A 25,238-nucleotide genomic window follows, 5' to 3' on the forward strand; every position below is an offset into this window, starting at 1 on the left:
TGACTGCGCCTCATGCGCGGGACAGGCCGTCGGCAAGGACTAGCGCGCGTGTCGGCTCGCTGCGGCGGCGCGTGTCCGGCGCGGGCAAGGTACGGCATGCCGGGGCCGCCAGCTCAGGCGCGGCATCGCGCCCGGGCGATACGGACGGCATGGCAGATGGCGTGCGTTGCCGCGCAAGGCGCGAGTTGGCGTAGCCCTGTGGATGCATCGACTGCCAACGCCAGGTGTCGCGGCACATGCGGTCCAGGTCGTACTCGGCCGTCCAGCCCAGCAGCCGGTTGGCCAGTGCGGTACTGGCGAAGTACACCGCCACATCCCCCTCGCGGCGCGGCACGATGCACAGTGGAATGCGCCGGCCACTGGCACGCTCGAACGCGGCCGCCACCTCGCGCACGCTATAGCCGCGCCCGGTGCCCAGGTTCACCACCAGGCCCGTGCGCTCGCGCTGCAGGTAGTCGATGGCATCCACGTGTGCGCGGGCCAGGTCCATCACGTGCAGGTAGTCGCGTACACCGGTGCCGTCGTTGGTGGGGTAGTCGTCGCCGAAGACCTGCAAGGCGTCGCGACGACCGACCGCTACCTGCGCAATGTAGGGCATCAGGTTGTTCGGCACCCCGCGCGGATCCTCGCCGAGGTAGCCGCTGGGATGCGCGCCGACCGGGTTGAAGTAGCGCAGCAGCGCGGCGTTGAATTCCGGCCAGGCCGCACTCAGGTCGCCGATCATCTCTTCCATCATCAGCTTGGTGCGGCCATACGGGTTGATCGCCTTCAGCGGTGCGCTTTCCTCGATCGGGCTGGTATTGGCGTCGCCGTACACCGTCGCCGACGAACTGAACACCAGGTTGGCCACCTTGGCGGTGCGCATCGCGCGCAGCAGCGCCAGCGTGCCGGTCACGTTGTTGTTGAAGTACAGCAAGGGTTCGCGGACCGATTCGCCCACCGCCTTGAGCGCGGCAAAATGCAGCACCGCCTCGATGCGTTTGCTGCGCATCAGCTCGGCCAGCTCCGGCGCGCGCACATCCATGCAGTGGAATTCCGGCCGATAGCCCATCAGGTACTGCAGATGGTCGAGCACGCGCTCGGATGAGTTGCTGAGGTTGTCGACGATGCACACCTCGTGACCGCGCCGTGCCAGTTCGACGCAGGTATGCGAGCCGATATAGCCGGTGCCGCCGGTGACCAGAATTCTCATAGTTGTCTGCCTTGTGGGGAGCGCGGATGCGCTGGCCTGCCTATGGCGCGGATGCACCACCTCGCATGTCTCGATGCGTGTTGCGTGATGTCGCGCCAGCCGTGCAGAGCACCTGTGCCACGCACATCGGCGGGCAGGTCTGGGCAAGAGGAAGGGGTGTGTGCATCACTGTCCAACGCCACCCACGGTAGGCCGCGGCGCGTGAGAACCGTCGCAGCGATGGGTGTGTGCCACGCGAGTGCGACGTCGACCGGAACCTCATCTGCACGGTGCGTTGACGATCGCCCGTGTTACGCGACCGACCGATGCAGTGCAGGTCGCGCAGGCCGGCGCTGCACACCGGTTGTGTGGTCGAGACGGCCGGCGTGATCGAGCGCGCCGTGTGCTTGGCATGACGTTGCGAGCAACCGCGACCGGGTGGAATGAATCTCTGCAGACACAAAAAAGCCCGCATCACCTCATCGGTAATGCGGGCTCTGCTACGCGCAGCGTCAGAGCGTGACGGCGCCGCCGGCGATGGTCAGCAAGGTACCGGAGGTGTAGCTGGCCGTGTCGGACGCCAGCATCACGTAGGCCGATGCCAGTTCCACCGGCTGACCGGGCCGGCCCATCGGCGTTTGCGAGCCGAAATTCTCCACCGACTCATCGTCCATGCCGGAGGGAATGAATGGGGTCCAGATCGGCCCCGGCAGTACCGCGTTGACGCGGATGTTCTTCTCCGCCAGCACGCCGGCCAGGCCGATGGTGAGATTGGCCAGCGCCCCCTTGGTGGCGGCATAGGGCAGGATGTTCGGCGTGGGTTTCTTGGACTGCACCGACGCGGTGTTGATGATGGAGCCACCATCGGTCATCAACGGCGCAGACAGGCGCACCAGGTTGAACACGGCATGCACGTTGGTGTCGAAGGTCTTGCGCCATTCGTCCAGCGTGATGTCCTCGAAGGTTTCGAAATACTTCTGATAGCCGGCATTGTTGACCAGGATGTCCAGCCCACCGAAGGTGCTGTTGACCTTGTCGATCAACGCTGCCGCCTGGCTCGGTTCGCTGATGTCGCAACCGACCAGCAGCGCCTTGACGCCGGCCTTTTCGATCAGCGCGCCGATCTTGGCCGCATCTTCCTGCTCATCGGGCAGGAACGCGATTGCCACGTCTGCACCTTCGCGGGCGTAGGCAATGGCCACCGCCGCGCCGATGCCGCTGTCGCCACCGGTGATCAGGGCACGCTTGCCCTTGAGTTGCCCGTGACCGACATAACTGTCTTCGCCATGGTCCGGACGCGGGTCCATCTGTTCGGTGCGGCCGGGGAAGCTCTGCGGCTGCGGCTTGAAGGGCGGGCGCGGATAGTTGGGTACGGGCATGGTCGTCTCCTGACGGTTGCGGTGGAAGCTCGGGTTGACGGCCAGTGTGGACACACAGACGTAAACATCCGGGTGAGGCGATGTCAGCGGCGCGTGTGCTGGCAGCCACACACGCGCCGCTGTATTCACGCCATCGGTCCCCACTGCGCAACGCACTGGTGGTGCTTGACAAAACCTTCATGCGCTTTTGCCGGGAGCACTCGATACTGCGCGCATCTGCAGGAGGTCAACCATGTTCTTTCGCCGTAACGGGCTGTCGTTGTGTCTGCTTGCGTTGACGCTGTTCTTTATCGGATGCCAGATCTACGCGGGTCTGCATGCCTATAACTCGGAACTACGCGAACAGGGGCTGCCCACCTTGCAGCTGGCGGCCTATCTGCACAGCCCGCACTTCATGTCCGCGCTGTTCGAGAACTGGGAGAGCGAATTCCTGCAGATGGGCATGTACGTGCTGCTGACCGTCAAGCTGCGTCAGGTGGGGTCGGCCGAATCGCGTCCGCTCGATCCCGACGAGGAGCGTACCGAGATCAAACCCGGCACCGCGCCATGGCCGGTACGCGCAGGCGGCGTATGGCTAAGGTTGTACGAGCATTCGCTGGCGATCGCGTTCGGCGCGCTGTTTCTGATGAGTTTTGTGTTGCATCTGATTGGCAGCTGGCGGCTGGAGCTGCTGGAGCGTGCGCAGAAAGGCTTGCCGCCGATCAGCGTGTTCGCGCATTTCACCGACGCCGGCTTCTGGTTCGAGTCGATGCAGAACTGGCAAAGCGAATTCCTGGCGGTGTTCTCGCTGGTGGTGTTGACCATCTGGCTGCGGCAGAAGGAGTCGCCCCAATCCAAACCGGTGCGGGCACCGCATTCCCAGACCGGCGGGTAACCGCAACGACGCCCTCGCGGAGCGCCGCCAGGCGGGCGCGGCCGTTGGTGTCGATGCGCACCACTTCACGCCGTCACCCGGCGGCGTTCACCGCGTTGCAATGCGCGCCTGCCTAGGTTGGGGCCACGACGAACGCGCAGGAGATGAACATGGGTAGCGAACCGAAAAAGCCGTGGGGCCCTGACGATGATCAGAGCAAGCCGTTTACACCGCAGGAAAAGCGCAACGAGAACGTGGAGTGGAAGGTGCACGACATGCCCGACGAGGACCCGGATGTGAACAAGGCCGACCCCGAGCACGATTACGAACGTCCGGACGGCTCGGAAAAGCGCTGACACCACCCAGCGCGCAGCATGCACAGTGCCCGCAGATGCGGGCACTGTACGTTTTGGGCGCATTGCCCAGCGCCATGCCTGCAGTCCCCGGGATCGATGCACTGCGGCCACACCCAGCGACGACGTTGAGCGGCCGCACTTAGCGGCCACGTTTAGTAATGGTGGTGATACCCCACATCGGCCGCGATCTTGCCGCGGAACACGCGGTACGACCACACCGTATAGCCCAGCACCAGCGGCAGCAGCACGACCAGCCCGACCATCGGAAACATCTGTGACGAGGTGGGCGCGGCCGCCTGCCAGATGGTGTAGGTCGGTGGTACCAGATATGGCCACATGCCCAGCACCAGCCCGATGAAGCCCAGGACGAAGATGGCCAGCGTGAGCAGGAAGGGCACCGCATCATGGCGTGAGCGGTCGCTGCTGCGCCACAACGCCAGCGCCACCGCTGCGGTGACCACCGGAATCGGCGACAGCCACCAGAAGTTGCCATGCGCGAACCAGCGCGCCATCACGTGCGAGCTCAGGAACGGCAGCCAGGCGCTGACCAGCACCACAAATGTCACCACCACGCCGACCAGCGGCTTGGTGAGTTGCCGTGCCAGGGTGTGGGTGCGGCCGTCGGTCTTGAGAATCAGCCAGGTGCTGCCGAGCAGGGCGTAGCCGAACACCAGCGCCGCACCGGTGAGTATGGTGAACGGGCTGAACCAGCCGAATACCCCGGCCGTGTAGCGGCCGTTGTCCAGCGGCATGCCTTCCACAAGCGCGCCCAGGATGATGCCCTGTGCGAAGGCGGTGAGGATCGAGCCGCCGATGAATGACAGCGTCCACAGCCGGCGCGAGCGCTGCGCCTTGAAGCGGAACTCGAACGCCACGCCGCGAAACACCAGCGCCATCACCATCAGCAGCACCGGCAGGTACAGCGCGGACAGGATCACCGCGTACGCCGCCGGAAAGGCGGCGAACAATCCGGCCCCGCCAAGCACCAGCCAGGTTTCGTTGCCATCCCAGATCGGCGCGGCGGTGTTCATCATCAGATCCACCTCCTGCTCGTCGCGAGCGAACGGTGCCAGCATGCCCAACCCCAGGACGAAGCCATCCAGCACCACGTACATCAGTACGCCAAAGCCGATCACGCCGAACCACACCACCGGCAACCAGTAGCTCAGTTCCATGGAGTGTTCTCCTGTTCCAATGCGGTATCTGCTGCCGACAGCGGGCGCGCCGGCGTGTGCTCGCCGCCGGCCACATCCGGGCCGTCGCGGCTGGCTTGCGGGCCCGCACGCACCAGCTTCACCAGATAGAAGATGCCGAACCCGAACACGAAGGCGTAGCCCAGCACATACACCAGCAACGACACCGCCACGGTGGCGGTGGACTGCGCACCCACCGCGTCGGCGGTGCGTAGCAGCCCATAGATCACCCACGGTTGCCGCCCGATCTCGGTGACGAACCAACCGGCCACCAGCGCGATGAAACCGGCCGGCAGCATGACATTCCAGGCCAGCACCAGGGCCCTGGCATGCAAGCGCCCGCGCCACCAGGCAAGCGCAGACACCCAGGCCAGCAACAACATCGCCATCCCCAACCCCACCATGATGCGGAAGGCGAAGAACACCGGCGCCACCGGCGGTCGCTGATCGCGCGGCACCGAGGTCAACGGCGTGATGTCGCCATCGGTCGTGTGGGTCAGGATCACGCTGCCCAGCCGCGGAATCGCCACCTCGTAGTCGTTGCGCTCGGCCTCGGCATCGGGCACGGCAAACACCACCAGCGGGACGCCGGCGCCATCGGCCTGCCGATGCCAGTGCGCTTCCATCGCCGCCACCTTCAAGGGCTGATGTTCGAGCGTGTTCAAGCCATGCTGGTCGCCGACCAGCACCTGGATCGGCAACACGATCGCCGCAAACGCCACCGCCAGCCGCAACATGCGCGCCGCGGCGTCTGCATGCAGGCCCCGACGCAGGTAATACGCCCCCACGCCGCCCACCACGAAGCAGGTGGTGATGAACGCGCCCAGCGCCATGTGCACCAGACGATACGGAAACGAGGGGTTGAAGATGATCTGCATCCAGCGCACCGGCTGCACGATGCCGTTGACCATCGCGTAGCCCTGCGGTGTATGCAGCCAGCTGTTGGACGCCAGGATCCAGAACGTGGACACCAGCGTGCCGATCGCCACCATGCAGGTGGCAAAGAAGTGCAGCTTCTCCGAGACGCGTCCCCAGCCGAACAGCATCACGCCCAGGAAGCTGGCTTCCAGGAAGAACGCGGTCAGCACCTCGTAGCTCAGCAGCGGCCCGATCACACTGCCGGCGATGCGGCTGAGTTCGGGCCAGTTCGCCCCGAACTGGAATGCCATCACGATGCCGCTGACCACACCCATGCCGAAGGACACCGCAAAGATGCGCAGCCAGAAGAAATACAGCCGCTTCCAGAGCGCATCGTGCGTGCGCAGCCAGCGCCACTCCAGAAACCCGAGCAGATTGGCCAGCCCGATGGTGAACGCGGGGAACAGCACGTGAAACGAGATGACAAAGGCAAACTGGATACGGGATAGCAGCAGCGCTTCCACAGGGGTCTCCCTAGTGCCGGGTGCGCGTGAGCGCGGTCAGGTGGTCACGGCGTAGTGGTCCGGGCGGGCGCGAGATGACACCGGGGCATGTCGTTGCCGTCTGCATGGGGCACCGCGCGCGCCTTCGGGGCGTCTGTCGCCAGCGTGCGCGCATGCGACCGCAAAAAGCGTGACGTGCCGCACCGGACGCAGCCGCAACGCAGGGAGCCGGCGGTGACCGCGCAAGGACCACACCGCAGCGCCGGCGACCTCAGGCGCTGCGCAGATGACGCAGGCAGCGTGGCGCCAGCCAGTCCGCCAGTGCAGCGTTCATCGAACCCGGGGTCAGGCACAGCGCATCGCGGACTGCCTTGATCGCCTCCTGTTCGCTGAGCTGCGGGCGGGCATTGTAGGCCGCGCACACTGCGCGCACGGTTGCATCGGGCACGCCGTCGAACGGGTAATACCCGAGTTGTCCGCGGCGGTGTTCGCCGCGCCAGTATTCCAATTGGTCTTGCACATCGGCCGGGCAATGTGCGGAAACTGCCTGCATGGGACACCTCTTGCGACGCGATGGCGCCAATGTCTGCGGCAATATGGAACAGGCACGTGAGCACGCCGTGCACACGCTCTCCACACGGTGTGCGTAGGCTGTGGGTAACCCAGCGGGCCCGACATCGTCATTGAACGGGCTGTTCCGGCTGCACCTGCGGCCACTCGCGTCGGCGCCGGCCACATCCCGTCGCCCTGCAACGCACCAGCGGGCTGATCCACTGGCTCGATCACACGACCTGACGCCGACGACGCGCTGCAGCAGTCGCAAACCTTGCCCTGTGTGGCGTTTCAACATTTCCGGTACGGCGACCGAACCCGACCATGACCCTTGGCACTGGCAAATTCCAGCGTATCCGTGCGTACTTCGGGCACATCATTCCGGCGAGCTCGACTTGGGGAAGAGCGCCGTATCATCACGATGGTCGTGGCCGCAACGTGCAATCCCGTGGTGACGCGCAGGCGCTTTTTTCGCGCCGCCGTCACAATTCTCAACTGAACATGTATTAGTCATTGCGGACAGAAGCGCTCATGGACCGTCTTTCCTGCGCCATCATCGACGACGACGTGGAGTTCTGCGATCAGGTGGTGGAGTTAGCCACCGGTAGCGGCTTCCGTGCCAAGGGCATCCATACCCTTGGCGAGGCCAGCCGTTGGCTGGACAGCAACTTTCCCGACCTGCTGGTCGTGGACGTTGGCCTGCCCGACGGCAGCGGTTTCGATCTCATCGAACGGCTCGACCCGGACCACACCCCGCAGATTGTGGTGGTCTCGGGCGATTACGCCTACGAAACCCAGGGCCGCGCACATCAGTTCGGTGTCAGCGAGTTCCTGACCAAGCCGTTTGCACCCGAGCGCCTGGAGCGGGTGCTCGGTTGCCTGCGCGAAGCGCAGCAGGGCAACCTTGGCATCGTCGGCAACAGCGACAGCATCGTGATGCTGCGCAAGGACATCGTGCGAGTGGCGCCAACCGATCTGAATGTGCTGGTGACCGGCGAAACCGGCACGGGCAAGGATCTGGTGGCGCGTGCCATCCATCGGGTGTCGGGCCGTCGCGGCCGCTTCGTGCCGGTCAACTGTGGCGCGATCCCGGAAGAGCTGCTGGCCAGCCAGTTGTTCGGCCACGAGCGCGGCAGCTTCACCGGTGCCGATCGCCGCCATGCCGGATTTCTGGAGCAGGCGGCGGGCGGCACGCTGTTTCTGGATGAGATCGGCGAGATGCCCAAGCGGCTGCAGGTGTATCTGCTGCGCGCGATCGAGTCGCGCAGCTTCATGCGCGTGGGCGGGAACGAAGAGATCCCGCTGGACGCGCGCGTGGTGGCGGCCACCCATCAGCATGTGCAGCGCGAGCAGGCGGTATTGCGTGAGGACCTGTTCTATCGCCTCAACGAGTATCCCATCCAGGTGCCGCCGCTGCGCGAACGGCGCGGCGATGCGCGCGTGCTGGGGCTGCGGGTGATCGACGAGCTCAACGTCAAGTACGGCAAGCGCAAGCTGCCGACCAAGTCGCTGCTGCGCTATCTGGCGTACCACACCTGGCCGGGCAACGTGCGCGAGCTGCGCTCGTTCATCCACTATCTGTATCTGCGCTCGGACGGCGATCTGCTCAGTGCACCGGATGTGGAGCAGACCGTGCCGCAGGCCGACGAAGACGGGTTGCTGATTCCGGCCGGCTGGACCATGCGCCAGGCCGAGGACGCCATGATCGAGTCGGCGCTGGCACGCACGCGCTTCAACAAGAAGGCGGCCGCACGCGAGCTGGGGATCAGCGTGCGCACCCTGCACAATCGCCTCAGCGACAAGGACGCCTAGTGGTCGACGCTTCGCAGGGACGGCGGCGCGAGCTGCTGCATCAGTTGCGCAACCGGCTCAATGTGATGGGCTTTGCGTTGTACGCGTTGCGCAGCGAGGCCTCCAAACCGCTGGAGACGCTGCGCAACGCACATCAATCGGCCACCGAACTGCTCAACCAGCTGGGCGAAGAAGAACGCGCGCAGCACCGGGCCGACGGCCTCCAGGCGGAGATGCCGCCAGGCGACATGTCCCGCAACGATGCCGCCGGTCAGTGATGCTCGGCCGCTTGCGCCTGGTCGCTCAATAGCGTGGTGATGGTGCGCGGGTTGTAGGGCTTCATGCAGTACGACAGGTGCGCAAAGCGCTGCGGCAGGGTGTAGCGGTCGTAGCCGGAGCAGAACGAGAATGGCACGCCACGCTCGAGCAGGGCGTCTGCCACCGGAAAAACCGCCTGCCCCCGCACGTTGACGTCCAGCAGCGCGCCATCGATGGCCTGGCCCGAGGCGACCAGCGACAGCGCTTCTGGGACGTTGCCCACCGGCCCCACCACACGGACACCGGCTTCCACCAGCAGGTCGTTGAGCGATTCGGCCAACAGGTAATCGTCTTCCACCACCAGGATGCGACGGCCGTTGAGCGGATTGTCGAGCATGTGACCTCCTGAGCGACGCGCGATCATCCGATGCGCGGCACATGGTGCGCGCAGCGGCGGTTAACGCAGTGCGTAAGCAGGCACTTCCAAGACCGGTCCGTGCAAGGCAGCCGGCACACCTGAGGTTTGCTGCAAGTGCCGGGTGTGCGCGATCATCCCGGCTTGCGCTTGATCACCGGCGCCGACGATACGACGCGGACATGATCGAAGACGACGCTTTTCCCGACGACACCGTGCCGGAGTCCTCCAGGCACGCGCCATTGTTCATTCTTGGCGTGGGTGCGGCCGGCCTGGATGCCACACGGCTGGCCGAGCTGCTGGACGCGGTTGCAGGCGCGGCCAACCTGGCAGTCATGCTGCTGCTGCGCGATCGGCAACTGCTCGACCCGGTCCGCCTGCGCGACCTGCTTGGCGCGCAGGCCAGTCTGTTGCTGGTGCCCGAAGATGGCGACCGCCTGCAGCCGGGGCGGTTCTACCTGCCGCCCGACGGCACCGTGGTCACCCTGGAAGAAGGCTGCCTGCGGTTGCGGCCGCTCAATGGCGAAAGCGAGCACGGCCTGATCGACGGCTTCTTCGTGTCGATGGCGCACGACCAGGATGGCAACGTGATCGGTCTGATCATGGGCAATACCGAAGGCGACGGCACCCTGGGCACCGCCGCGATCAAGGAGTGCGGCGGGCTGGCGCTGGCGGTGGACGACCCCTCCCTGCACGAACTGGATCTGCGCAGCGCCAGCAACCCGGCCGCAATCACCGACGACATCCTGCCGTTGCCACGGGTGGCTGCGCGTATCGCCGCGCACATGCAGCGCCACCACAGTTTCGGGCATGCGCTGCCGGTCGGCGTGCGCAACGGTAGCGAAAACGATCAGTTGAGCCAGGTGGCCAGCATCCTGCGCAACACCACCGGGCACGACTTCCACGGCTACAAGCGCGCGACCTTCCTGCGGCGGGTGCAGCGCCGCATGCAGGTGGTGCAGGTCGAGGCGCTCGAGCACTACCTGGATGTGCTGCGCAACCGTTTCGACGAACCGCTGCTGCTGTTCAACGATCTGTTGATCGGGGTGACCCAGTTCTTCCGCGATCGCCGCGAGTTCGAGTTTCTCGAAGAGCAGGTGATTCCGCGCCTGTTCCAGGGCAAGCACCTGGGCGATCACCTGCGCGTGTGGGTGCTGGGATGCTCCACCGGCGAGGAAGCCTATTCGCTGGCGATGCTGCTGCGCGAGCATGCCGAAACGCTGGACGCGCCACCGCGCATCCAGATCTTCGCCAGCGACATCGACGGACGGGCACTGGCCACCGCGCGGGTAGGGCGCTACTCGTCGAGCATCGTCGGCGAAGTGGCACCGGAGCGCCTGCAGCGCTGGTTCGTCAAGGAAGGCGATACCTACGTGGTGCGCAAGGAGCTGCGCGAGCTGTGCGTGTTTTCCCAGCACAGCATCGTCAAGGACCCGCCCTTCTCGCGGCTGGATCTGGTGTCCTGCCGCAACCTGCTGATCTACCTGGATGCAGAGCTGCAGAACCGGGTGATCCCGATCTTTCATTTTGCGCTCAAGCCAGGCGGCTACCTGTTCCTGGGCAACGCGGAAAACGTCTCGCGGCACGCCAAGCTGTTCGCGCCGGTGGAGCGCAGCTTTCGGGTGTTCCAGAAGATCGATGCCGACAACCGTGTGCATGCCACCTTTCCCACGTTGCCGCACGCGCCCACCAGCCGGGTGCCGGCACCGCCGCAGCCTCAGCGCAGCTCCAGCAATGCGCTGGTGCGTGCCGGCGAGCGGATCGCCGACCGTTACGCACCGGCGTATGCAGTGCTCGACGAGCATTTCGACGTGCTGCATTTCTCCTCGCAGGCCGGGCGCTTCATCCGTCCCGGCGGCGGCGCGCCCAGCCTCAACCTGGTCAACCTCATCCATCGCGACCTGCGACTGGACTTGCGCAGTGCGTTGACCCGCGCCGAAGCGGAAAAGGTGCCGGTGCAGATCAGGGGCATCCAGATACACGAAGATGCTTCGGCATGGGCGGTGGATCTGTTCGTGGAGCCCACCTCCGAGTCGGAAGTACCGCGCGGCTATGTGGTGCTGTTTCAGGAGGTGGAAACGCGCGAGTTGCTGGAGCTGACCGGCGCGCGCGATGCGGCTGCCGACAGCGGTCACGTGCAGGTGCTCGAGAACGAGCTGCGCATCACACGTGAACGGCTGCAGTCGATGATCGAGGAGCTGGAGAGTACCAACGAAGAGCTCAAGTCCTCCAACGAAGAATATCAATCGCTCAACGAGGAACTGCAGAGCGCCAACGAGGAGCTGGAAACCTCCAAGGAAGAGCTGCAGTCGGTCAACGAGGAAGTCACCACCGTCAATGGCGAGCTGGCGCACCGCGTGCAGGAGCTGGCGCACGCCAACAGCGACCTGAAGAACCTGCTGGAAAGTACCCAGATCGCCACGGTGTTCCTGGACAACGACCTGCGCGTGACCAACTTTACCCCGGCGGTGACCGACATCCTGCCGCTGGTGGAAAGCGATATCCACCGGCCGATCAGCCACCTCAAGCTGCATGTGGCCTACGATGAATTGCAGGACGATGTGCGACGGGTGATCCGCACCCTGGCCGTGCTCGACCGCGAGGTCGAGAACCCGTCCACGCGGGCGCGCTACATGGTGCGCGTACTGCCGTACCGCACCGTGGACAACTTCATCGGCGGCGCGGTGCTGACTTTCATGGACGTCACCCCGCTGACGCGCGCCGAGCGCGCGCTGCGCGGCAGCGAGCAGCGCCTGCGGACCCTGATGGAAGGCATCCCACAGCTGGTCTGGCGCTCGCTCGATGGAGGCCACTGGACTTGGTCGAGCCCGCAGTGGTCCAGCTATACCGGGCAGAGCGATGCCGAAAGCCTGGAGCTGGGCTGGTTGCAGGCGGTGCACCCGGATGAGCGCGAGCTCACCATGAACGCGTGGCACGCCAGTGCACGGACCGGCGGGCTGGATGTGGAGCACCGCCTGTTCAATGCGGCCGAGCGTGGCTATCGCTGGTTTCATACACGCAGTGCAGCGGTGCGTGACGAGCGCGGCCAGGTTCTGGAATGGCTGGGTACGTCCACCGAATCGGACAACCTGCGCAGGTTGCAGGAACAACAGCGCGTGCTGGTGACCGAGCTGCAGCATCGCACCCGCAACCTGATCACCGTGGTGCAATCGGTGGCCAAGCAGACCATACAGAGCAGCCACGACATGCCGGACTTCGCTGCCAAGTTCGAGGACCGGCTCTCGGCGCTGTCGCGCGTGCAGGGGCTGTTGTCGCAATCGGACAACGAGCCAACCACGATCGGTGCCTTGCTGCGCATGGAGCTGGATGCGCTGGGCGCCGTACCGGATCAGCATCGCATCATCGTCGATGGCCCGGATGTGGCCTTGCGCAAATCCACCGTGCAGACGCTTGCGTTGGCGTTGCACGAGCTGGCGACCAACGCGCTCAAGTACGGTGCGCTGGCAGTGGACACCGGCACCTTGATGATCCGCTGGGATGTGGTCACGACTGACGAGATCCCGTCGCGCCTGGTGTTGCAGTGGATCGAGGAAGGTGCCAACCAGCAGCTGCGCGACGACCGCGACAAGGCCGGCGGGTTTGGGCGCCGCCTGATCGAAAAAGCGCTGCCCTACAGCCACGGTGCGCAGACCCGCTACGAGCTCAGCGACACCCGGCTGGAGTGCGAGATCCAGCTGCCGCTCAATCCCGTGAATGGGTAAGCGGGCGGGCATTCGCTGCGTGTGGACGGGCGAGGGTGCAGCAACGCAGGTTATCTGAGCGACCGGCGGGATGCCGTGCGCGTCGTGGGCACCGGCTGCCTTGTTGTGTGGCGTTGCATGCGAACGCACGAGCGCGTGCGCATGCCGCAACCTGGCCATTATGTTGCGCAGCCGAGGCCAGCGAGCGCTGCGGGCAAGGTCCGCGCAACGTTGGTGTGCGTCATTGCTGCATGTGCTGCACGCACTGCGCAGGGCGCTGCCGTTGCGTTCGGCGCTGCGGCGAAGCACATGCAGCGCACGTTTGTGCCGACGTCCGGCAGATCCTGCAGCTGCCGCTCGCCAGAGCAGACTCTACTGCGCGAATCTGGCACACCTGCTCGCGGCAGGCGCGCTCGATGCGGAAAATCCTGCGCTGCGGTGCATATCTTGCGACCCATTCGCGCCTCGCAATGGCTGCGTGCTGGGTGAAGCAGGCGCAAACGCTTGCACCGTCAACATCTGCGCTAGTCAAAAACTTGGCGCGCATTGTGCGTAAGAACTGTTGTCACCTGGATGCACAGTGGAGCAGTCATGATTACCCGCATTTTTCAGTTGTCCGCCCGTGTGGCGAGCAACGCGTGGGTCGAGGTCGGTGTGGGGGCCGATGCCGACATCCTGGTCGCCGATCGTGGTGGCAAACGCGAGGAGCGCGCCACCTTCGGACGGCGTCCGCCCGGCCAACAACGTTCGATCCATATGCAGGAGCCGGCCTGGTTGGGCGGTGTCGACCTGGCCATCTGGGAGACCCAGCGCTGCGCCATTCCGTTGTGCGGTTTTGTCTGCACGGCGTCCGCCGATGGCACCACCGCAGCGACCTGGCTGAGCCCGGATGGCGGCGCGCTGTATGCGGCAGGCTTGCGCAACGTGATGGACATCGGCGGTCGTCTGCAGATGGGATTTTCGTTGTTGGTGGCCTCGTCGGCGAGCATGCCCACGCATCGTCCGCTCTGCATCGCTGGCGACGTGCGGTCATGGTTGCAGATGGGTGGCACCGAGGCCATGCGGCATCTGGCGCCGTGGCGGCTGGAGCGTTGCACGGCAGCGGCTGGCGTGCGGCCGGAATGGGCGAACGAGACACATCCGCCAGCGGAGGTGCGCGCGTGATCATGCCAGTACGCAGCAATGACAAGGGGCCCGTCGGGCCCCTTCTTTATTGCGGTAATGCCTTGCAGTGAGACCTGCCACAGCGAGCTGTCATCACCAATAGCGATCCGCTTGGTCCTTCCAGGCGATGACGTCGCGCAATCGGTCCGCGCGCACGCGCATCGCGGCGCAGGCTATGTTTGCGACGTGTCGTCGTCGGTTTGCTCACGCGCCTGCTGCTGTGCGTCGATGTGCTGCTGCTTGCCATAGGTGCCGCTCTGGCCAAAGTTGGGCTGCGTGCTGCCATCGCGCTCGGCGTGCCCGTCGGGCTCGCCTTCGCCCAGACTGCCGCCACGGCCATGGCCGCGCTGCGTGAGTTCTTCCGGCTTGCCGTCACGCGGCGGCGGCATGTCGCCCGTCTGCGACGCAGAGGGATCGGTGCGGCCGCGGCCATCTTCGGACGCGTCGGTTCCGCTGCCGCGGTAAGCCGATTGACGCGCGTCGTGCGTATCCAGTGTGCTCTTGTCGTTCATGCCAACTCCTGAAGAAGTGCCAATAAAAAGCCCGGGTCGCTGACGGCCCGGGCCGGGATGGGCGCGGTGGCGCCCATCGGGTCTAGCGCTGAATGTCGCCGGTGGTGGAGCCGGCGCCCGGTCCTGCACCCAGGTCTGCACCGGTCACCCGATCCAGTTCCGGGTTCGACAGCAGACGCTGCGACATCGCATCCAGCGCAGCGGTCTGTGTCTTGTCCAGTGCCACCGTCGCCGAGCCATCGCCACCGTCCACTGCCGCCTGCTGTTCGCGGTCGGCCACCACTTCCCACTGCTCGCCCGCATTCCACGGGCCAACCATGTCGCCTTCGCCCTGCGAGGTGTTGTAGTACTTGTCGGTGAAGCGCGGGTCACCCGGCAACTTGCCCGGCGGGAAGTTGGGTTCGATCGAATACAGTGCCTTCTCGAACGACTTCTGGTGTGCCACTTCGCGCGTCATCAGGAAGCGCAACGCATCCACGATGCCCGGGTCGTCGGTGACGTTGATCAGGCGCTCGTAGACCAGCTTGGCGCGTGCTTCGGCGGCGATGTTGGAGCGCATGTCGGCAGTGGGGCAGCCGATGCTGTCCACATACGCCGCCGTCCACGGCACACCGCTGGAATTGACCAGCGCCGGACCGCCACCATACAGAATCTGCTGGGTGTGACTGGTGCTGTTCTGGGTCATGGAACGCATCTCCATGGCCTCTTCCATGCCTTCGGACAACACCGCCTTGGGCCCCTTGTTGAGCATGGCGATGATCGAGCCAATGATTTCCAGATGGCTGATTTCTTCGGTGGCGATATCGAACAACAGGTCCTTCCGACCCGGATCGTCTTCACCCAGCGCCTGGGTGAAATAGCGCATCGCTGCGGCGAGTTCGCCTTGCGGTCCGCCGAACTGTTCGAGCATCAGCGTGGCCAGATCCGGATTGGGCTGGGCAACGCGGACGGTGTACATCAACCGCTTGTTATGCATAAACATAGAGATGCTCCATGGCTGGCGCCCGGCAACTACAACCACTCAGGGAGCGGGCAGAAACGTGGGGCTTGGCTTTCGGGATGACCGCACGGGGCGGTAGACGCAGGGCGGCAGGGCCGCCCTGCGCGGTGGCTCAGGCCGCTTTGCTGGCCTTGGATGCCTTCTGATTGCCGCCCTGTTCTGCAAGCAGGGTCAGCTTTTCGTCGGTGGCTTTTTCTTCTTCCAGCGTGGCCAGCAATAGCGGCAGTGCATCGGCATAGCCAAGCTGCTTGGCCATCGCGGCAATGGTGCCGTACGAGGCGATCTCGTAATGCTCCACCTTCTGCGCGCCGCCGATCAATGCGGCATCGCGTACCGGGCCGGCTTCGATTTCGTCGATGACCTCGCGGCTCTCTTCGACCAGGCCTTCCATCGCGGCGCACTTGATGCGCTTGAGCTTGATGCCCAGCACCTCGACCACCTGGTCGATGCGTTCGATCTGGCCCTGGGTTTCTTCCAGATGGGTTTCAAAAGCCTCTTTCAGCTTCGGCTCGGTGGCAGCACGTGCAAGCCGCGGCAGCGACTTGGTCAGCTGCTTCTCGGCGCTGTAGATATCGGACAGTTCGTGGATGAAAAGCTCTTCGACAGTCTTGATCGCCATGGATGGTTCCTTTCGGTTGGTAGAGGTTGAAGTGCGGCACTTCACCGCCTGGCGGTGAGCCTGACTTGTTGTGCGCGTTCGAGAAGCGCGGGCACGATGGCTGCCGTCAACTCGAAGCGTTGCTGCGTGATCGCTAAGCTAGTCCTGCGAGTGTTAGCGCGATTGGTAAAAACGGTGATCCCGATGCGATGACGGCCTGGGCCGTGACGCGATGCGCATCACCCAAGGGTGATCGAGCCGGAGCGTGCGAGGCTGGCGTGGAAGCCCTCCTGCAGCACGGTGCGCGCGCAGCCCTCGCGCGTATCCGTCTCGGCCGTCGTGCAATCGCGTGGCACCGCAATGGACAGGCCGCGCGCAACGGCGTCGACGGCGGTGGCCAGCACGCACACGTCCAGTGCCACGCCGGTGATCACCACCTGGTCGACCTGCAGGTCCTTCAACAGTGGCGCCAGCGGCGTATGCCCGAACGCCGAATGCGTGGGCTTGAGCATCCCGTAGTCCTGCGGTTGCGGCGCCAGCAGCCGTGCGATGTCGCAACCGCGCGCGTCGGGCTGCGCAGCAAGGGCGATGATGCTCGGCAGGTCGGCGTGCCAGTCTGAAACGTTGTCGTTGATGTAGATCACCGGCCGCTGTGCCTGGCGGAAGCGCGCAGCCAGTGCGTGGATGCTGTGGGCCGCACCTTGTGCACGGTGTGCGAGCTGCTCGCCGCCGTCGAACTCGAAGCGGTTGAACATGTCGATGATCAGCAACGCCGGGCGTGACAGGCTCATGCGGCACCTCCGGCGCAACGCGGTGCGCTGGCGTTGTGTCGTGCGGACGTGGCTGCGTGCGTCGGCAGGGCCGTGCCTGCGTGCAGCGGGAGATCGAACATCATTGCGCGTGCACCTCATCGTTGGGGATGTGGGCAGGCTATGCGCGCGGCGTACATCGGCAATGAACGTCTTGTCGAGGACATGTCTGCGCACGCCGCGCGCAGATGCGCTACAACCGTGTTTCCTTTGCACGGGAGATGCGCATGACGCCACTGGATAAACCGCTACGCCGCGAGCTGCAGATCGGCGAGCAGGCCTATACGCTGATCATCGATCCGGACGGCCTGAAGCTGGTGGAGAAAGGCAAGCGCAAGGGCGTGACCTTGCGCTGGGACGCGCTGGTCAGTGGCGATGCGGCGCTGGCCACCGCGTTGCAGGCATCGCTGGGCGAGGCATGAGCCCGCCGCGCTGGCAGCTCACCCCGATGCGAACAGGCGTGCCAATTCGCGTACCGCCGCTTCGGAGGCGGCTCGGTCCGGTGCGGCGTCGGCATTGTTGAAGTCGTTGGCACCTTGCGACTGCACCAGCAGCCCGTCGCGCCGCGGCACCACGTTGAGATTGTGGCCGCGCCAGACCAACCCGTAGGTCACTTCCGGTTGCGGGATCAGGCGCGCGGTCTGCCCGCGCACCGGGATCACGCTCCCGTCGCCCAGCAGGGCGCGTGCGCCATAGCCGGTGGCGTTGATGAGGATCTTTTCGCGCAGGTCGCCGAACTGGCGCGGACTGTCGAAGTTGCGCGTGACCAGCTCGCCGCCGGCCTGCAGGAAGTCCTGCAACAACAGGCGTGCATAGGCGCTGATGTTGAAGGTCAGCTGGCTGTAGCGGCGCACGAACGGTACCGGAAACGGATGGCTGTCGGCAGCGACCGGTTGCGAGCGCGGGCCCAGATCGTGCAATAGCGTGCGTTCCAGCGCGGGATAGTCCGGCTCGTGCGCCTCGGCCGAGGCGATCGGTTGGTCGAACGGCACATCCGACAAGGCGTAGCCATCGCGCCATTCGATCGGCTCGCCCGGCAGGCCCAGCAAGGTCTGGTATCGGCGAAAGGAAATCCGCGCCATCTCCTGCCAGCGTGTCTTGAAGTCCGTCGTGGCGTACTCACTGGTGCACACACGCGAATCCGGCGACCACACGCCGGTGGCATAGAACGAGCGCACGTCCGGCAGGCGCTCGCGTGCATAGATGCGCACGCGCAGCCCGGCGCGTTGCGCCACCAATGCCGTGGTCAGCCCGATCGCGCCGCACCCGATCACCGCCAGCTCGCGCGCATCCACATCGGCGGCGCGCACCAACCGCACTGCGTGCTCGGCAGCACCCCACGACAGCGACCAGCCGCTGCCACCGTGGCCGTAGTTGTGCACCACCGTCTTGCGTCCGATGCGCTCGGCCTCGATGCGCGGGCCCTGCGCCCGGAACGGGCGCGTGCAGCCATCGATGGCGATGATGCGATCGACCGAGGCGCGGATCGGTACCAGTGCAGGTGCGGCGGCGAAGGGCAGCGGTGCGCCGATCGGCAGCGCAGCAGAGGGCAGTGCATCGGCCGCCGGCGTGCGGCTCGCGGCCCAGCCACCGGTCGATGCAGCCGCAAGCGCCACGCCGGCGCTGCGCAGGAAGTGACGGCGGTCCATGCGACTCCTTACGATCTGATCGGGTGTGGGCGGCACGCTGCAGCGTGCGGCAACGCCGCTCCGCCCGGCATGATACGCGCGCTGGCGCGGCCGCACCGGATGACCCACACAGTGGCGCCGGCTGCGCACACCGGGCCTGCCATGCGGGTACGCCGCCCGGGTTCGTCGCCCGATCGCGGCACTTGAGGCGGCGCTGGTGGCCATTCGTCGCCTCGGGCGTTGGCGACGGCAGGTGCCGGCTATGCTCGCTCCCGTCCCAGCCCTGCGAGTTGCCCGTCCGTGTCTGCCAGCGTCTTTCTGATCGTGCGCATCGTGTTTGCCTGGGCTGCCGCCTTGGTGGTGGCCGCCATCATGTGGGCGCAGCTGTTCGGTTCCACCGGGGCGTTCTTCGGCCTGATCTGCACCGTGCTGCTGACCCTGGCGTTGATGAGTTCGATCACGCATGTGCGACGCGTGCGGCTGATCGCCGGGCGGCTGGATCACGACACCTTGTCCACCCGCCAGCGGCGTCAGATCGAAGTGCCGCTGGATGTGCGGGCCAGCTTTGCGGTGGTGGAAGAGGCGGTGCGCGCCCTGCCGCGCGTGCAGGACATCGAATGCGCGCCGGGCAGCCTGCTGATCCGCGCCAAGATCCGGCGCATCGACCCGTACGAAGGGCGCCAGCCGTCGCGCTGGAATCTGTTCGCGCGCTTTGCCATCACCCACAACACGGTGTTGGTGACGATTGCGCCAGGGCAGGGCACCAGCAGCGTCACCGTGCTGTGCGAGCCCGACGCCGGCGCCTGGGTGGACCTGTTTGCGGTGGACGAGGGCAGCAACTTCGAAAACGCCGAGGCGATCAATCGCGCGGTGGTGCGCCGGGTCGGCGAGCAGCGCCGCGACGAACAGGCTGCAGCCGAGCAGTCGGTGATGGAGAAGGAACTGGCGGTGGCGCGCCTGAACCTGCTGCACGCCCAGGTCGAACCGCACTTTCTGTACAACACCCTGGCCAGCGCGCAGGTGCTGGCGCGCACCGACCCGCCACGCGCCGACATCATGCTCGGGCACCTGATCCAGTACCTGCGCAGCTCGCTGCCCAGCGCCGACGGCGCCATCTCCACCCTGGGCGAAGAACTCGAACGCACCCAGGCCTACCTGGAGATCCTGCGCATCCGCATGGGCACGCGGCTGGCCCTGCAGGTGGAAGTGCCGTACGAGCTACGCGGCCTGCAGTTGCCGTCGATGATGCTGCAGACGCTGGTGGAAAACGCCATCAAGCACGGCCTGGAGCCCAAGCCCGGCGGTGGCACGGTGTGGATCCTGGCGCGCCGCCTGGACGACCACGCCACGCTGACCGTGGCCGACGACGGCCAGGGCTTCAACACGCACAGCCAGGGCACCGGCATCGGCCTGAAGAACCTGCGCGAGCGCCTGCAGCTGATCTATGCCGGCAAGGCGAGCTTTGCCATCGTGTCCAATTTCCCCAGCGGCGTGGCGGCCACCCTCACCCTGCCGCTGCCGGTGCAGCTGGTCGCGACGCGGTCGCCGCCGCCGTTGCCCGGCACCGCAGCCGCACCCGCCCCGCAGGTGCAGGCATGAGCGCGCTGCGTGCGGTGATCGCCGAGGACGAGACGCTGCTGCGGCAGTCGCTGCTGACGTTGCTGGGCGATGTGTGCCCGCAGCTGCAGGTGGTGGGCGAATGCGAGGACGGTGCCGGCGCGCTGGAGACCATCGCCGCCGAGCAACCGGATGTGGTGTTTCTGGATATCCGCATGCCCGGCCTCACCGGCATCGAGGTGGCGCGTGCCATGCGCGAGGTCAGCCCGCGCACGCAGGTGGTGTTCGTCACCGCCTACGACCAGTACGCCATCGACGCGTTCGAACACGGCGCGGTGGACTACCTGCTCAAACCGATCAGCCGCGAGCGGCTGCAGGCCACCTGGCAACGCGTGCAGCAACGTGCCGCCGCCGGCCAGCCGGACAGCAGCCTGCTGGAGGCGTTGTTGCAACGCCTGTCCGCGCGTCCCGCCGCGCCCGCCGCCGCGCCGCCGCTGGCCTGGCTCACCGCCAGCAGCGGCCGCGAGACGCGTCTGATCGCGCTGGACGAGGTGGCGTATTTCCAGGCCGATCACAAATACACCACGGTGATGACCGCCGCCGGCGAAGCGCTCCTGCGCACGCCATTGCGCGAGTTGCTCGACGTGCTGGACCCGCAGGTGTTCAAGCAGATCCACCGCTCGACCATCGTCAACATGAAGGCGGTGGCCTCGGTGATCCGCGAGGACACCGGCAAGGGGCGCGTGGCGCTGCGCGGGCGCAGCGAGACGCTCACCGTCAGCCAGCCATTCATGAGCCTGTTCCGCGGCATGTAATCCCGCCCATCCCCCATCCCGCATCGATACGAAAGGACTGCCTCCATGCGCCTGATCGCCTCCCTGGTGTATTGCCTGCTCGCCCTGGCCGGTTGCCACGAACGCAACGGCACCACCTCGATCACCCGCGCCATCAGCGATGGCCGCGAGGTGATCTTCAGCAAGACCCTGGTCACCGCCACCGAAACCAACGTGCATTGCCTGGCCAGCAGCAGTGGCCGCTGCCACTACCTGATCTACGAGGAGCACTGCCCGCCGGCCACGGTTGCCGGCAACGTGCCGGCGCCGGCCTGCGTGCGCCGGACCCTGGACAGCTTTGCGCTGACGCCGGGCCAGGTCCGCGCAGTGCGTGGCATCCCGGCAGCGGCACACACCTGCGTGGATTCGAGCGTGCCCGGCGCCGATTGCCACGGCTGAGCCGCAGCGCGCAGCCTGCCTCTGGGGCCCCCGTGGGGCCGATGCGGCGTCTGGCACAGGCTGCCGCATAGCCGTTTCGAGACAAGCCTGAATACGCACTGACGATCAGCGGCCGCTTCTGCGATCATTGCCGGCTTGTTGCCGGTTCACGGCGCCCTCACTGCCAGGCTACTCATGTCCGAACACTCGTTGCGCCGCGACGTCGGCCCCTTTGCGCTCATGCTCACCGGGCTGGGCTCGATCATTGGTTCCGGCTGGCTGTTCGGCGCCTGGCGCGCGGCCGGCCTGGCCGGCCCGGGTGCGATCTGGGCCTGGATCCTGGGCGCGGCGATCATCACCACCATTGCGCTGTCGTATGCCGAGCTGGGCGCCATGTTCCCCGAATCCGGCGGCATGGTGCGCTACAGCCATTACTCGCATGGCTCGCTGGTGGGCTTCATCGCCGGCTGGGCCAACTGGATCGCCATCGTGTCCGTGATCCCGGTGGAAGCCGAGGCCTCGGTGCAGTACATGGCCTCCTGGCCCTGGGCGTGGGCGCAAGGGCTCTACGTGCAGGCACCTGGCGGGGCCGGTGAATTGTCGGTGCCGGGCCTGCTGATCTCGGCGATGCTGGTGCTGGTGTACTTCTTCCTGAATTTCTGGAGCGTCAAGCTGTTTGCGCGCTCCAACACCTTGATCACCGTGTTCAAGCTGGTGGTGCCCGCGGCGACCGGCGTGGCGCTGATCGCCAGCGGCTTCCACAGCGAGAACTTCAGCGTGGGCATCCACGGCGATGCGCACGTGATCGATCTGGCCGCGGTGCTGACCGCGGTGGCCACCGCAGGCATCGTCTTCAGCTTCAACGGCTTCCAGAGCCCGGTGAACCTGGCCGGCGAAGCGCGCAATCCCGGGCGCAGCATTCCGTTCGCGGTGCTCGGTTCGATCGCGCTGGCCACGGTGGTCTACGTGATCCTGCAGGTGGCCTACATCGGCGCGGTGCCGCCGGACCTGCTGGCCAAGGCCGGCTGGCACGGCATCGATTTCCGCTCGCCGTTCGCCGAGCTGGCCATCATCGTCAACCTGCATTGGCTGGCGATGCTGCTGTACATCGATGCCTTCGTGAGCCCCAGCGGCACCGGCATCACCTACACCGCCACCACCGCGCGCATGGTCTACGGCATGGAAAAGAACGGCACCATGCCGGCCGTGCTGGGCAAGCTGCACCCGGTGTGGGGCGTGCCGCGCATGGCGATGTTCTTCAACCTGGCGGTGTCGTTCGTGTTCCTGTTCTTCTTCCGCGGTTGGGGCACGCTGGCCGCGGTGATCTCGGTGGCGACCATCATTTCCTACCTCACCGGGCCGATCAGTGCGATGGCGCTGCGCCGCCATGCGCCGGAGCTGCACCGCCCGCTGCGCATCGCCGCCTTGCCGGTGCTGGCCGGCGTCGCGTTCGTGATGGCCACCGAGCTGCTGTACTGGGCGCGCTGGCCGCTGACCGGCGAGATCATCCTGCTGATGGTGGTGGCGTTGCCGGTGTACTGCTATTACCAGGCCAAGCAGGGCTGGCCGGACCTGCGCCGCAACCTCAAGGGCGCGGCCTGGATGATCTGCTACCTGCCCACCATCGCATTGGTGTCGTGGGCCGGCAGCACCGACTTCGGCGGCCATGGCTACCTGAGCTACGGTACCGACCTGGCGGTGGTCGCGGCAGTTGGCGCGGTGTTCTACATCTGGGGCGTGCGCAGCGGCTGGCGCACCCCCTCCGTGGAGAAGGCGGTGGCGCAGGCGTGAGTGCTCACAGGTTCGGGTGCGCTGCCAGGAGCCGGCGCCCGTCAACCGGCTGGCAGTGACCGCTGGGAATCAACAAGAACGGCCGGTGCAGTGCGCACCGGCCGTTCTTGTTTGCAGCGGAATCAGTGCTGCAGGCAGCGCGTTTATCGGTCAGCGCGTCGCTGCATCGCCATCGCGGCCCTGGTCAGGAATTGACCACCAGCCGTGGCGCGCCGTCGAAGCGGTCGAGGTCGCGCAGCAGCTCCGTATAGCGGCGCAGCCGGCCCATTTCGCGCATGTTGACGATGTCTTCGTGGCGCAGCTCGCGCTTGGAGGTCACTTCCTGCTTGTAACGCAGCACTTCCGGGTAGCGGCGGGTCATGTCCAGTGCGTCGGCAACGCATTCCACCGAGTCGGCGTCCGGCGTCACCCGGGCGCGGCTGTTGAAGGCGCGCAACCAGCGCTCGAAACCGGCGCTGTGGTCGAACAGGTCGGCGATGTACCACATGATGAAAAGGATCGACACCCACGAAGTAAAGATGATGACGATGCGACTGAAGGTGAGGTGGTAGTCGTTCTGCCACAGCTGGTGCGTGATCACACCCAGCAGCACCAGCGAGATCGCCTGCCAGCCGATGATCGAGGCGATCACCCATTGCTTCTTGGCCACCTTGAGCAGATCGAGCTCTTCGTCGAGCTGCGCGTCGGTCTTGTCGCGCCAGTAGGCCACCTGCTCGTCAAAGGAGCGCCGATGGAGTGCATTGTCCTGCAATAGCAGGCCCAAACCCTGGAACAAAGCGATCATGACAAGCTCCTGACGGATGACTGGTACGAACGGCTTGCTGCAACGGCGGTTGCCGTGCCCTGGAGCGACCGGCGTGCCACTCGCGCGGCGCGCCGATGTCGGACGGCCCTAGTTCTAGCACTTTCGCCGTGCATGGCAATGCTCGAGGCGAACCGGTGGCCGCGAAATCCTGCGCACCTGCGCACAAAACGCTGAATTCAGGCGAATTCGGCGCGGCGGTGCTACATCGCGCATGTTCCGCTTGCCCGATCTTGTTGCACTGCACACCGGGTGATGCGGCAATCACGCGTTGCGGCGGATGTGGGCGAGCCGTATTCCAGGCATCGTCGCGACGAAGGGGGCTTTGTCGCCTGGCGCACTCGCCGAGCCTGCTTCGGGCCGTATGGGGTTGATTCGCGCGCGCTGAACTGGTCGACGGCACCGATGCCGTGCCGGGCACACTGACGTGGCGTTGCGACTGCCTGCGTATCATTGCGGCATGTCAGCTGTCCTGCGTACCCTCACCGCCCCCGCCGCTGAACAGATCCGCCGCTGGGTGCTTGGCGCGTTTCCGCGTGGTCAGAGCACCATCGAATACGACCAGCCGCTGGGCGACCCCGGCCTGTTTGGCCCCGACAGCGTGACCTGGCGCGTGCACTCCGAATTTCCCGGCATGCTGTCGGGCGGGTTATGCGCCTTGATGCTCCAGCTGCTGCACCCGCGCGCACTGGCCGGGTCTATGACCACTCCAACTTTCGTGCCGACCTGGTCGGGCGGCTGCGCCGCACCACCAACTTCGTTGCCGGCACCACCTACGCGCCGCAGGCCGAAGCCGAGCAATTGATCGCACGCGTGCGGCGCATTCATTCGCATATCCGCGGCCACACCGCCGATGGCGTGCCTTACGGGGCCAACGATCCGGCGCTGCTGACCTGGGTGCACGTTACCGAGGCCTACGGGTTCCTGCAGGGCTGCCGCCGTTATTGCCGCGACGTGCCCACCGCGATTGCCGACCGCTACTACGACGAGGCGCGCCGCGTGGCCGACGCATTGGGCGCCCGCGACGTGCCCGCCAGCGAGGCCGAGGTGGACGCGTATTTTGCGTCGGTGCGTGGCGAGCTGCGCATGGACGCACGCTCGCGCGAGGTGCTCGACATCCTCACCAGCATCCAGTT

At 65.9% G+C, this 25,238-nt stretch carries 23 protein-coding genes and 1 pseudogene; 12 read left to right on the forward strand and 12 right to left on the reverse strand.

From position 1 onward, the window contains the following. Positions 1–10: 10 nt before the first annotated feature. The gene (galE, locus tag OZ10_RS04375) at positions 11–1,192 is read right to left on the reverse strand and encodes a UDP-glucose 4-epimerase GalE (RefSeq protein ID WP_039405851.1); all 1,182 of its coding nucleotides are present in this window, start codon (positions 1,190–1,192) and stop codon (positions 11–13) included. A gap of 491 nt (positions 1,193–1,683) precedes the next feature. Further along, complete coding sequence (locus tag OZ10_RS04380) at positions 1,684–2,550, reverse strand: SDR family oxidoreductase (RefSeq protein WP_039564015.1); 867 nt, start codon at positions 2,548–2,550, stop codon at positions 1,684–1,686. Between the two features lie 232 nt (positions 2,551–2,782). Between OZ10_RS04380 and OZ10_RS04385 the strand changes: the two genes are divergently transcribed. Both OZ10_RS04385 and OZ10_RS04390 read left to right on the forward strand, forming a co-directional pair. Continuing rightward, a complete protein-coding gene (locus OZ10_RS04385; protein ID WP_039405847.1) occupies positions 2,783–3,424 on the forward strand; it encodes a DUF6766 family protein in 642 nt (213 codons plus the stop codon). Positions 3,425–3,573: 149 nt separating this feature from the next. Next, a complete protein-coding gene (locus OZ10_RS04390; RefSeq protein WP_039405975.1) occupies positions 3,574–3,759 on the forward strand; it encodes a hypothetical protein in 186 nt (61 codons plus the stop codon). A 152-nt stretch (positions 3,760–3,911) separates the two neighbouring features. On the opposite strand, the gene cydB is transcribed toward OZ10_RS04390, so the two are convergent. The 3 genes from cydB to OZ10_RS04405 all read right to left on the reverse strand — a co-directional run bounded on the left by cydB (position 3,912) and on the right by OZ10_RS04405 (position 6,866). Next, positions 3,912–4,934, reverse strand: coding sequence for a cytochrome d ubiquinol oxidase subunit II (gene cydB / locus OZ10_RS04395; RefSeq protein WP_039564016.1), 1,023 nt, complete (start codon positions 4,932–4,934; stop codon positions 3,912–3,914). Continuing rightward, positions 4,925–6,334: a cytochrome ubiquinol oxidase subunit I gene (locus OZ10_RS04400; RefSeq protein WP_039405842.1), complete on the reverse strand. Its 1,410-nt coding sequence runs from the start codon at positions 6,332–6,334 to the stop codon at positions 4,925–4,927. The genes cydB and OZ10_RS04400 overlap by 10 nt, the downstream gene beginning before the upstream one ends. Before the next feature lie 250 nt (positions 6,335–6,584). Beyond that, positions 6,585–6,866, reverse strand: a complete 282-nt coding sequence (locus OZ10_RS04405; protein ID WP_039405839.1) for a hypothetical protein — start codon at positions 6,864–6,866, stop codon at positions 6,585–6,587. 530 nt (positions 6,867–7,396) lie between these two features. Between OZ10_RS04405 and OZ10_RS04410 the strand changes: the two genes are divergently transcribed. Both OZ10_RS04410 and OZ10_RS04415 read left to right on the forward strand, forming a co-directional pair. Next, positions 7,397–8,677 (forward strand): sigma-54-dependent transcriptional regulator, encoded by a 1,281-nt coding sequence (locus OZ10_RS04410; RefSeq protein WP_039405837.1) that lies wholly within the window; start codon positions 7,397–7,399, stop codon positions 8,675–8,677. A 65-nt stretch (positions 8,678–8,742) separates the two neighbouring features. After that, positions 8,743–8,934, forward strand: a complete 192-nt coding sequence (locus OZ10_RS04415) for a hypothetical protein (RefSeq protein ID WP_425511542.1) — start codon at positions 8,743–8,745, stop codon at positions 8,932–8,934. On the opposite strand, the gene OZ10_RS04420 is transcribed toward OZ10_RS04415, so the two are convergent. Beyond that, positions 8,928–9,311 (reverse strand): response regulator, encoded by a 384-nt coding sequence (locus OZ10_RS04420; protein ID WP_039405835.1) that lies wholly within the window; start codon positions 9,309–9,311, stop codon positions 8,928–8,930. The two genes, OZ10_RS04415 and OZ10_RS04420, sit on opposite strands and share 7 nt — an antisense overlap. Before the next feature lie 200 nt (positions 9,312–9,511). Here OZ10_RS04420 and OZ10_RS04425 point away from each other — a divergent pair, with 200 nt between their 5' ends. Both OZ10_RS04425 and OZ10_RS04430 read left to right on the forward strand, forming a co-directional pair. Beyond that, positions 9,512–13,051 carry a CheR family methyltransferase gene (locus tag OZ10_RS04425; RefSeq protein ID WP_039405832.1) on the forward strand — a complete coding sequence of 1,180 codons (3,540 nt, stop codon included), beginning with the start codon at positions 9,512–9,514 and terminating at the stop codon, positions 13,049–13,051. Between the two features lie 570 nt (positions 13,052–13,621). Beyond that, positions 13,622–14,194 (forward strand): hypothetical protein, encoded by a 573-nt coding sequence (locus tag OZ10_RS04430; protein WP_039405829.1) that lies wholly within the window; start codon positions 13,622–13,624, stop codon positions 14,192–14,194. A 173-nt stretch (positions 14,195–14,367) separates the two neighbouring features. Here OZ10_RS04430 and OZ10_RS04435 read toward each other — a convergent pair whose 3' ends face one another. From OZ10_RS04435 to OZ10_RS04450, 4 genes are all read right to left on the reverse strand, one after another. Further along, positions 14,368–14,706, reverse strand: a complete 339-nt coding sequence (locus tag OZ10_RS04435) for a hypothetical protein (RefSeq protein ID WP_039405826.1) — start codon at positions 14,704–14,706, stop codon at positions 14,368–14,370. 82 nt (positions 14,707–14,788) lie between these two features. Further along, on the reverse strand, positions 14,789–15,688 hold the full coding sequence (locus OZ10_RS04440; protein WP_039405823.1) for a manganese catalase family protein: 900 nt from the start codon (positions 15,686–15,688) through the stop codon (positions 14,789–14,791). A 130-nt stretch (positions 15,689–15,818) separates the two neighbouring features. After that, positions 15,819–16,325 (reverse strand): YciE/YciF ferroxidase family protein, encoded by a 507-nt coding sequence (locus tag OZ10_RS04445; protein ID WP_039405821.1) that lies wholly within the window; start codon positions 16,323–16,325, stop codon positions 15,819–15,821. A 218-nt stretch (positions 16,326–16,543) separates the two neighbouring features. Beyond that, positions 16,544–17,095: a cysteine hydrolase family protein gene (locus OZ10_RS04450; RefSeq protein ID WP_039405817.1), complete on the reverse strand. Its 552-nt coding sequence runs from the start codon at positions 17,093–17,095 to the stop codon at positions 16,544–16,546. Between the two features lie 245 nt (positions 17,096–17,340). Between OZ10_RS04450 and OZ10_RS04455 the strand changes: the two genes are divergently transcribed. Further along, positions 17,341–17,535 (forward strand): hypothetical protein, encoded by a 195-nt coding sequence (locus OZ10_RS04455; RefSeq protein ID WP_039405970.1) that lies wholly within the window; start codon positions 17,341–17,343, stop codon positions 17,533–17,535. A gap of 18 nt (positions 17,536–17,553) precedes the next feature. Here OZ10_RS04455 and OZ10_RS04460 read toward each other — a convergent pair whose 3' ends face one another. Further along, positions 17,554–18,762, reverse strand: coding sequence for an FAD-dependent oxidoreductase (locus OZ10_RS04460; protein ID WP_039405813.1), 1,209 nt, complete (start codon positions 18,760–18,762; stop codon positions 17,554–17,556). A 279-nt stretch (positions 18,763–19,041) separates the two neighbouring features. On the opposite strand from OZ10_RS04460, the gene OZ10_RS22035 reads away from it, so the two are divergent. The 4 genes from OZ10_RS22035 (at position 19,042) to OZ10_RS04480 (ending at position 23,300) form a co-directional block, all read left to right on the forward strand. Continuing rightward, positions 19,042–20,340 carry a sensor histidine kinase gene (locus OZ10_RS22035; protein WP_039405811.1) on the forward strand — a complete coding sequence of 433 codons (1,299 nt, stop codon included), beginning with the start codon at positions 19,042–19,044 and terminating at the stop codon, positions 20,338–20,340. Beyond that, positions 20,337–21,113: a LytR/AlgR family response regulator transcription factor gene (locus OZ10_RS04470; protein ID WP_039405809.1), complete on the forward strand. Its 777-nt coding sequence runs from the start codon at positions 20,337–20,339 to the stop codon at positions 21,111–21,113. Before OZ10_RS22035 ends, OZ10_RS04470 begins: the two co-directional genes overlap by 4 nt. 45 nt (positions 21,114–21,158) lie before the next feature. Continuing rightward, on the forward strand, positions 21,159–21,530 hold the full coding sequence (locus OZ10_RS04475) for a hypothetical protein (protein WP_039405806.1): 372 nt from the start codon (positions 21,159–21,161) through the stop codon (positions 21,528–21,530). 174 nt (positions 21,531–21,704) lie between these two features. Beyond that, the gene (locus tag OZ10_RS04480; protein WP_039405803.1) at positions 21,705–23,300 is read left to right on the forward strand and encodes an APC family permease; all 1,596 of its coding nucleotides are present in this window, start codon (positions 21,705–21,707) and stop codon (positions 23,298–23,300) included. Between the two features lie 184 nt (positions 23,301–23,484). On the opposite strand, the gene OZ10_RS04485 is transcribed toward OZ10_RS04480, so the two are convergent. Next, positions 23,485–24,084 (reverse strand): hypothetical protein, encoded by a 600-nt coding sequence (locus tag OZ10_RS04485; protein ID WP_039405802.1) that lies wholly within the window; start codon positions 24,082–24,084, stop codon positions 23,485–23,487. 679 nt (positions 24,085–24,763) lie between these two features. Here OZ10_RS04485 and OZ10_RS04490 point away from each other — a divergent pair. Next, a pseudogene (locus OZ10_RS04490) lies at positions 24,764–25,238 on the forward strand (oxygenase MpaB family protein); the annotation flags it as partial.

The sequence above is a fragment of the Xanthomonas cannabis pv. cannabis genome, from assembly GCF_000802365.1.
In the GTDB taxonomy this organism is placed as follows: domain Bacteria; phylum Pseudomonadota; class Gammaproteobacteria; order Xanthomonadales; family Xanthomonadaceae; genus Xanthomonas; species Xanthomonas cannabis.

Bases quoted from the DNA above. Each gene is read 5' to 3' on its own strand.
- OZ10_RS04390 (WP_039405975.1), top strand. From the start codon at position 3,574: ATGGGTAGCGAACCGAAAAAGCCGTGGGGCCCTGACGATGATCAGAGC.
- OZ10_RS04415 (WP_425511542.1), top strand. From the start codon at position 8,743: ATGGGCTTTGCGTTGTACGCGTTGCGCAGCGAGGCCTCCAAACCGCTG.
- OZ10_RS04485 (WP_039405802.1), bottom strand. From the start codon at position 24,084: ATGATCGCTTTGTTCCAGGGTTTGGGCCTGCTATTGCAGGACAATGCA.
- OZ10_RS04430 (WP_039405829.1), top strand. From the start codon at position 13,622: ATGATTACCCGCATTTTTCAGTTGTCCGCCCGTGTGGCGAGCAACGCG.
- OZ10_RS04385 (WP_039405847.1), top strand. From the start codon at position 2,783: ATGTTCTTTCGCCGTAACGGGCTGTCGTTGTGTCTGCTTGCGTTGACG.
- OZ10_RS04405 (WP_039405839.1), bottom strand. From the start codon at position 6,866: ATGCAGGCAGTTTCCGCACATTGCCCGGCCGATGTGCAAGACCAATTG.
- OZ10_RS04410 (WP_039405837.1), top strand. From the start codon at position 7,397: ATGGACCGTCTTTCCTGCGCCATCATCGACGACGACGTGGAGTTCTGC.
- OZ10_RS04440 (WP_039405823.1), bottom strand. From the start codon at position 15,688: ATGTTTATGCATAACAAGCGGTTGATGTACACCGTCCGCGTTGCCCAG.
- OZ10_RS04455 (WP_039405970.1), top strand. From the start codon at position 17,341: ATGACGCCACTGGATAAACCGCTACGCCGCGAGCTGCAGATCGGCGAG.
- OZ10_RS04420 (WP_039405835.1), bottom strand. From the start codon at position 9,311: ATGCTCGACAATCCGCTCAACGGCCGTCGCATCCTGGTGGTGGAAGAC.
- OZ10_RS04450 (WP_039405817.1), bottom strand. From the start codon at position 17,095: ATGAGCCTGTCACGCCCGGCGTTGCTGATCATCGACATGTTCAACCGC.
- OZ10_RS04380 (WP_039564015.1), bottom strand. From the start codon at position 2,550: ATGCCCGTACCCAACTATCCGCGCCCGCCCTTCAAGCCGCAGCCGCAG.
- OZ10_RS04445 (WP_039405821.1), bottom strand. From the start codon at position 16,325: ATGGCGATCAAGACTGTCGAAGAGCTTTTCATCCACGAACTGTCCGAT.
- OZ10_RS04425 (WP_039405832.1), top strand. From the start codon at position 9,512: ATGATCGAAGACGACGCTTTTCCCGACGACACCGTGCCGGAGTCCTCC.
- OZ10_RS04475 (WP_039405806.1), top strand. From the start codon at position 21,159: ATGCGCCTGATCGCCTCCCTGGTGTATTGCCTGCTCGCCCTGGCCGGT.
- OZ10_RS04470 (WP_039405809.1), top strand. From the start codon at position 20,337: ATGAGCGCGCTGCGTGCGGTGATCGCCGAGGACGAGACGCTGCTGCGG.
- OZ10_RS04435 (WP_039405826.1), bottom strand. From the start codon at position 14,706: ATGAACGACAAGAGCACACTGGATACGCACGACGCGCGTCAATCGGCT.
- galE (WP_039405851.1), bottom strand. From the start codon at position 1,192: ATGAGAATTCTGGTCACCGGCGGCACCGGCTATATCGGCTCGCATACC.
- OZ10_RS04480 (WP_039405803.1), top strand. From the start codon at position 21,705: ATGTCCGAACACTCGTTGCGCCGCGACGTCGGCCCCTTTGCGCTCATG.
- OZ10_RS04460 (WP_039405813.1), bottom strand. From the start codon at position 18,762: ATGGACCGCCGTCACTTCCTGCGCAGCGCCGGCGTGGCGCTTGCGGCT.
- cydB (WP_039564016.1), bottom strand. From the start codon at position 4,934: ATGGAACTGAGCTACTGGTTGCCGGTGGTGTGGTTCGGCGTGATCGGC.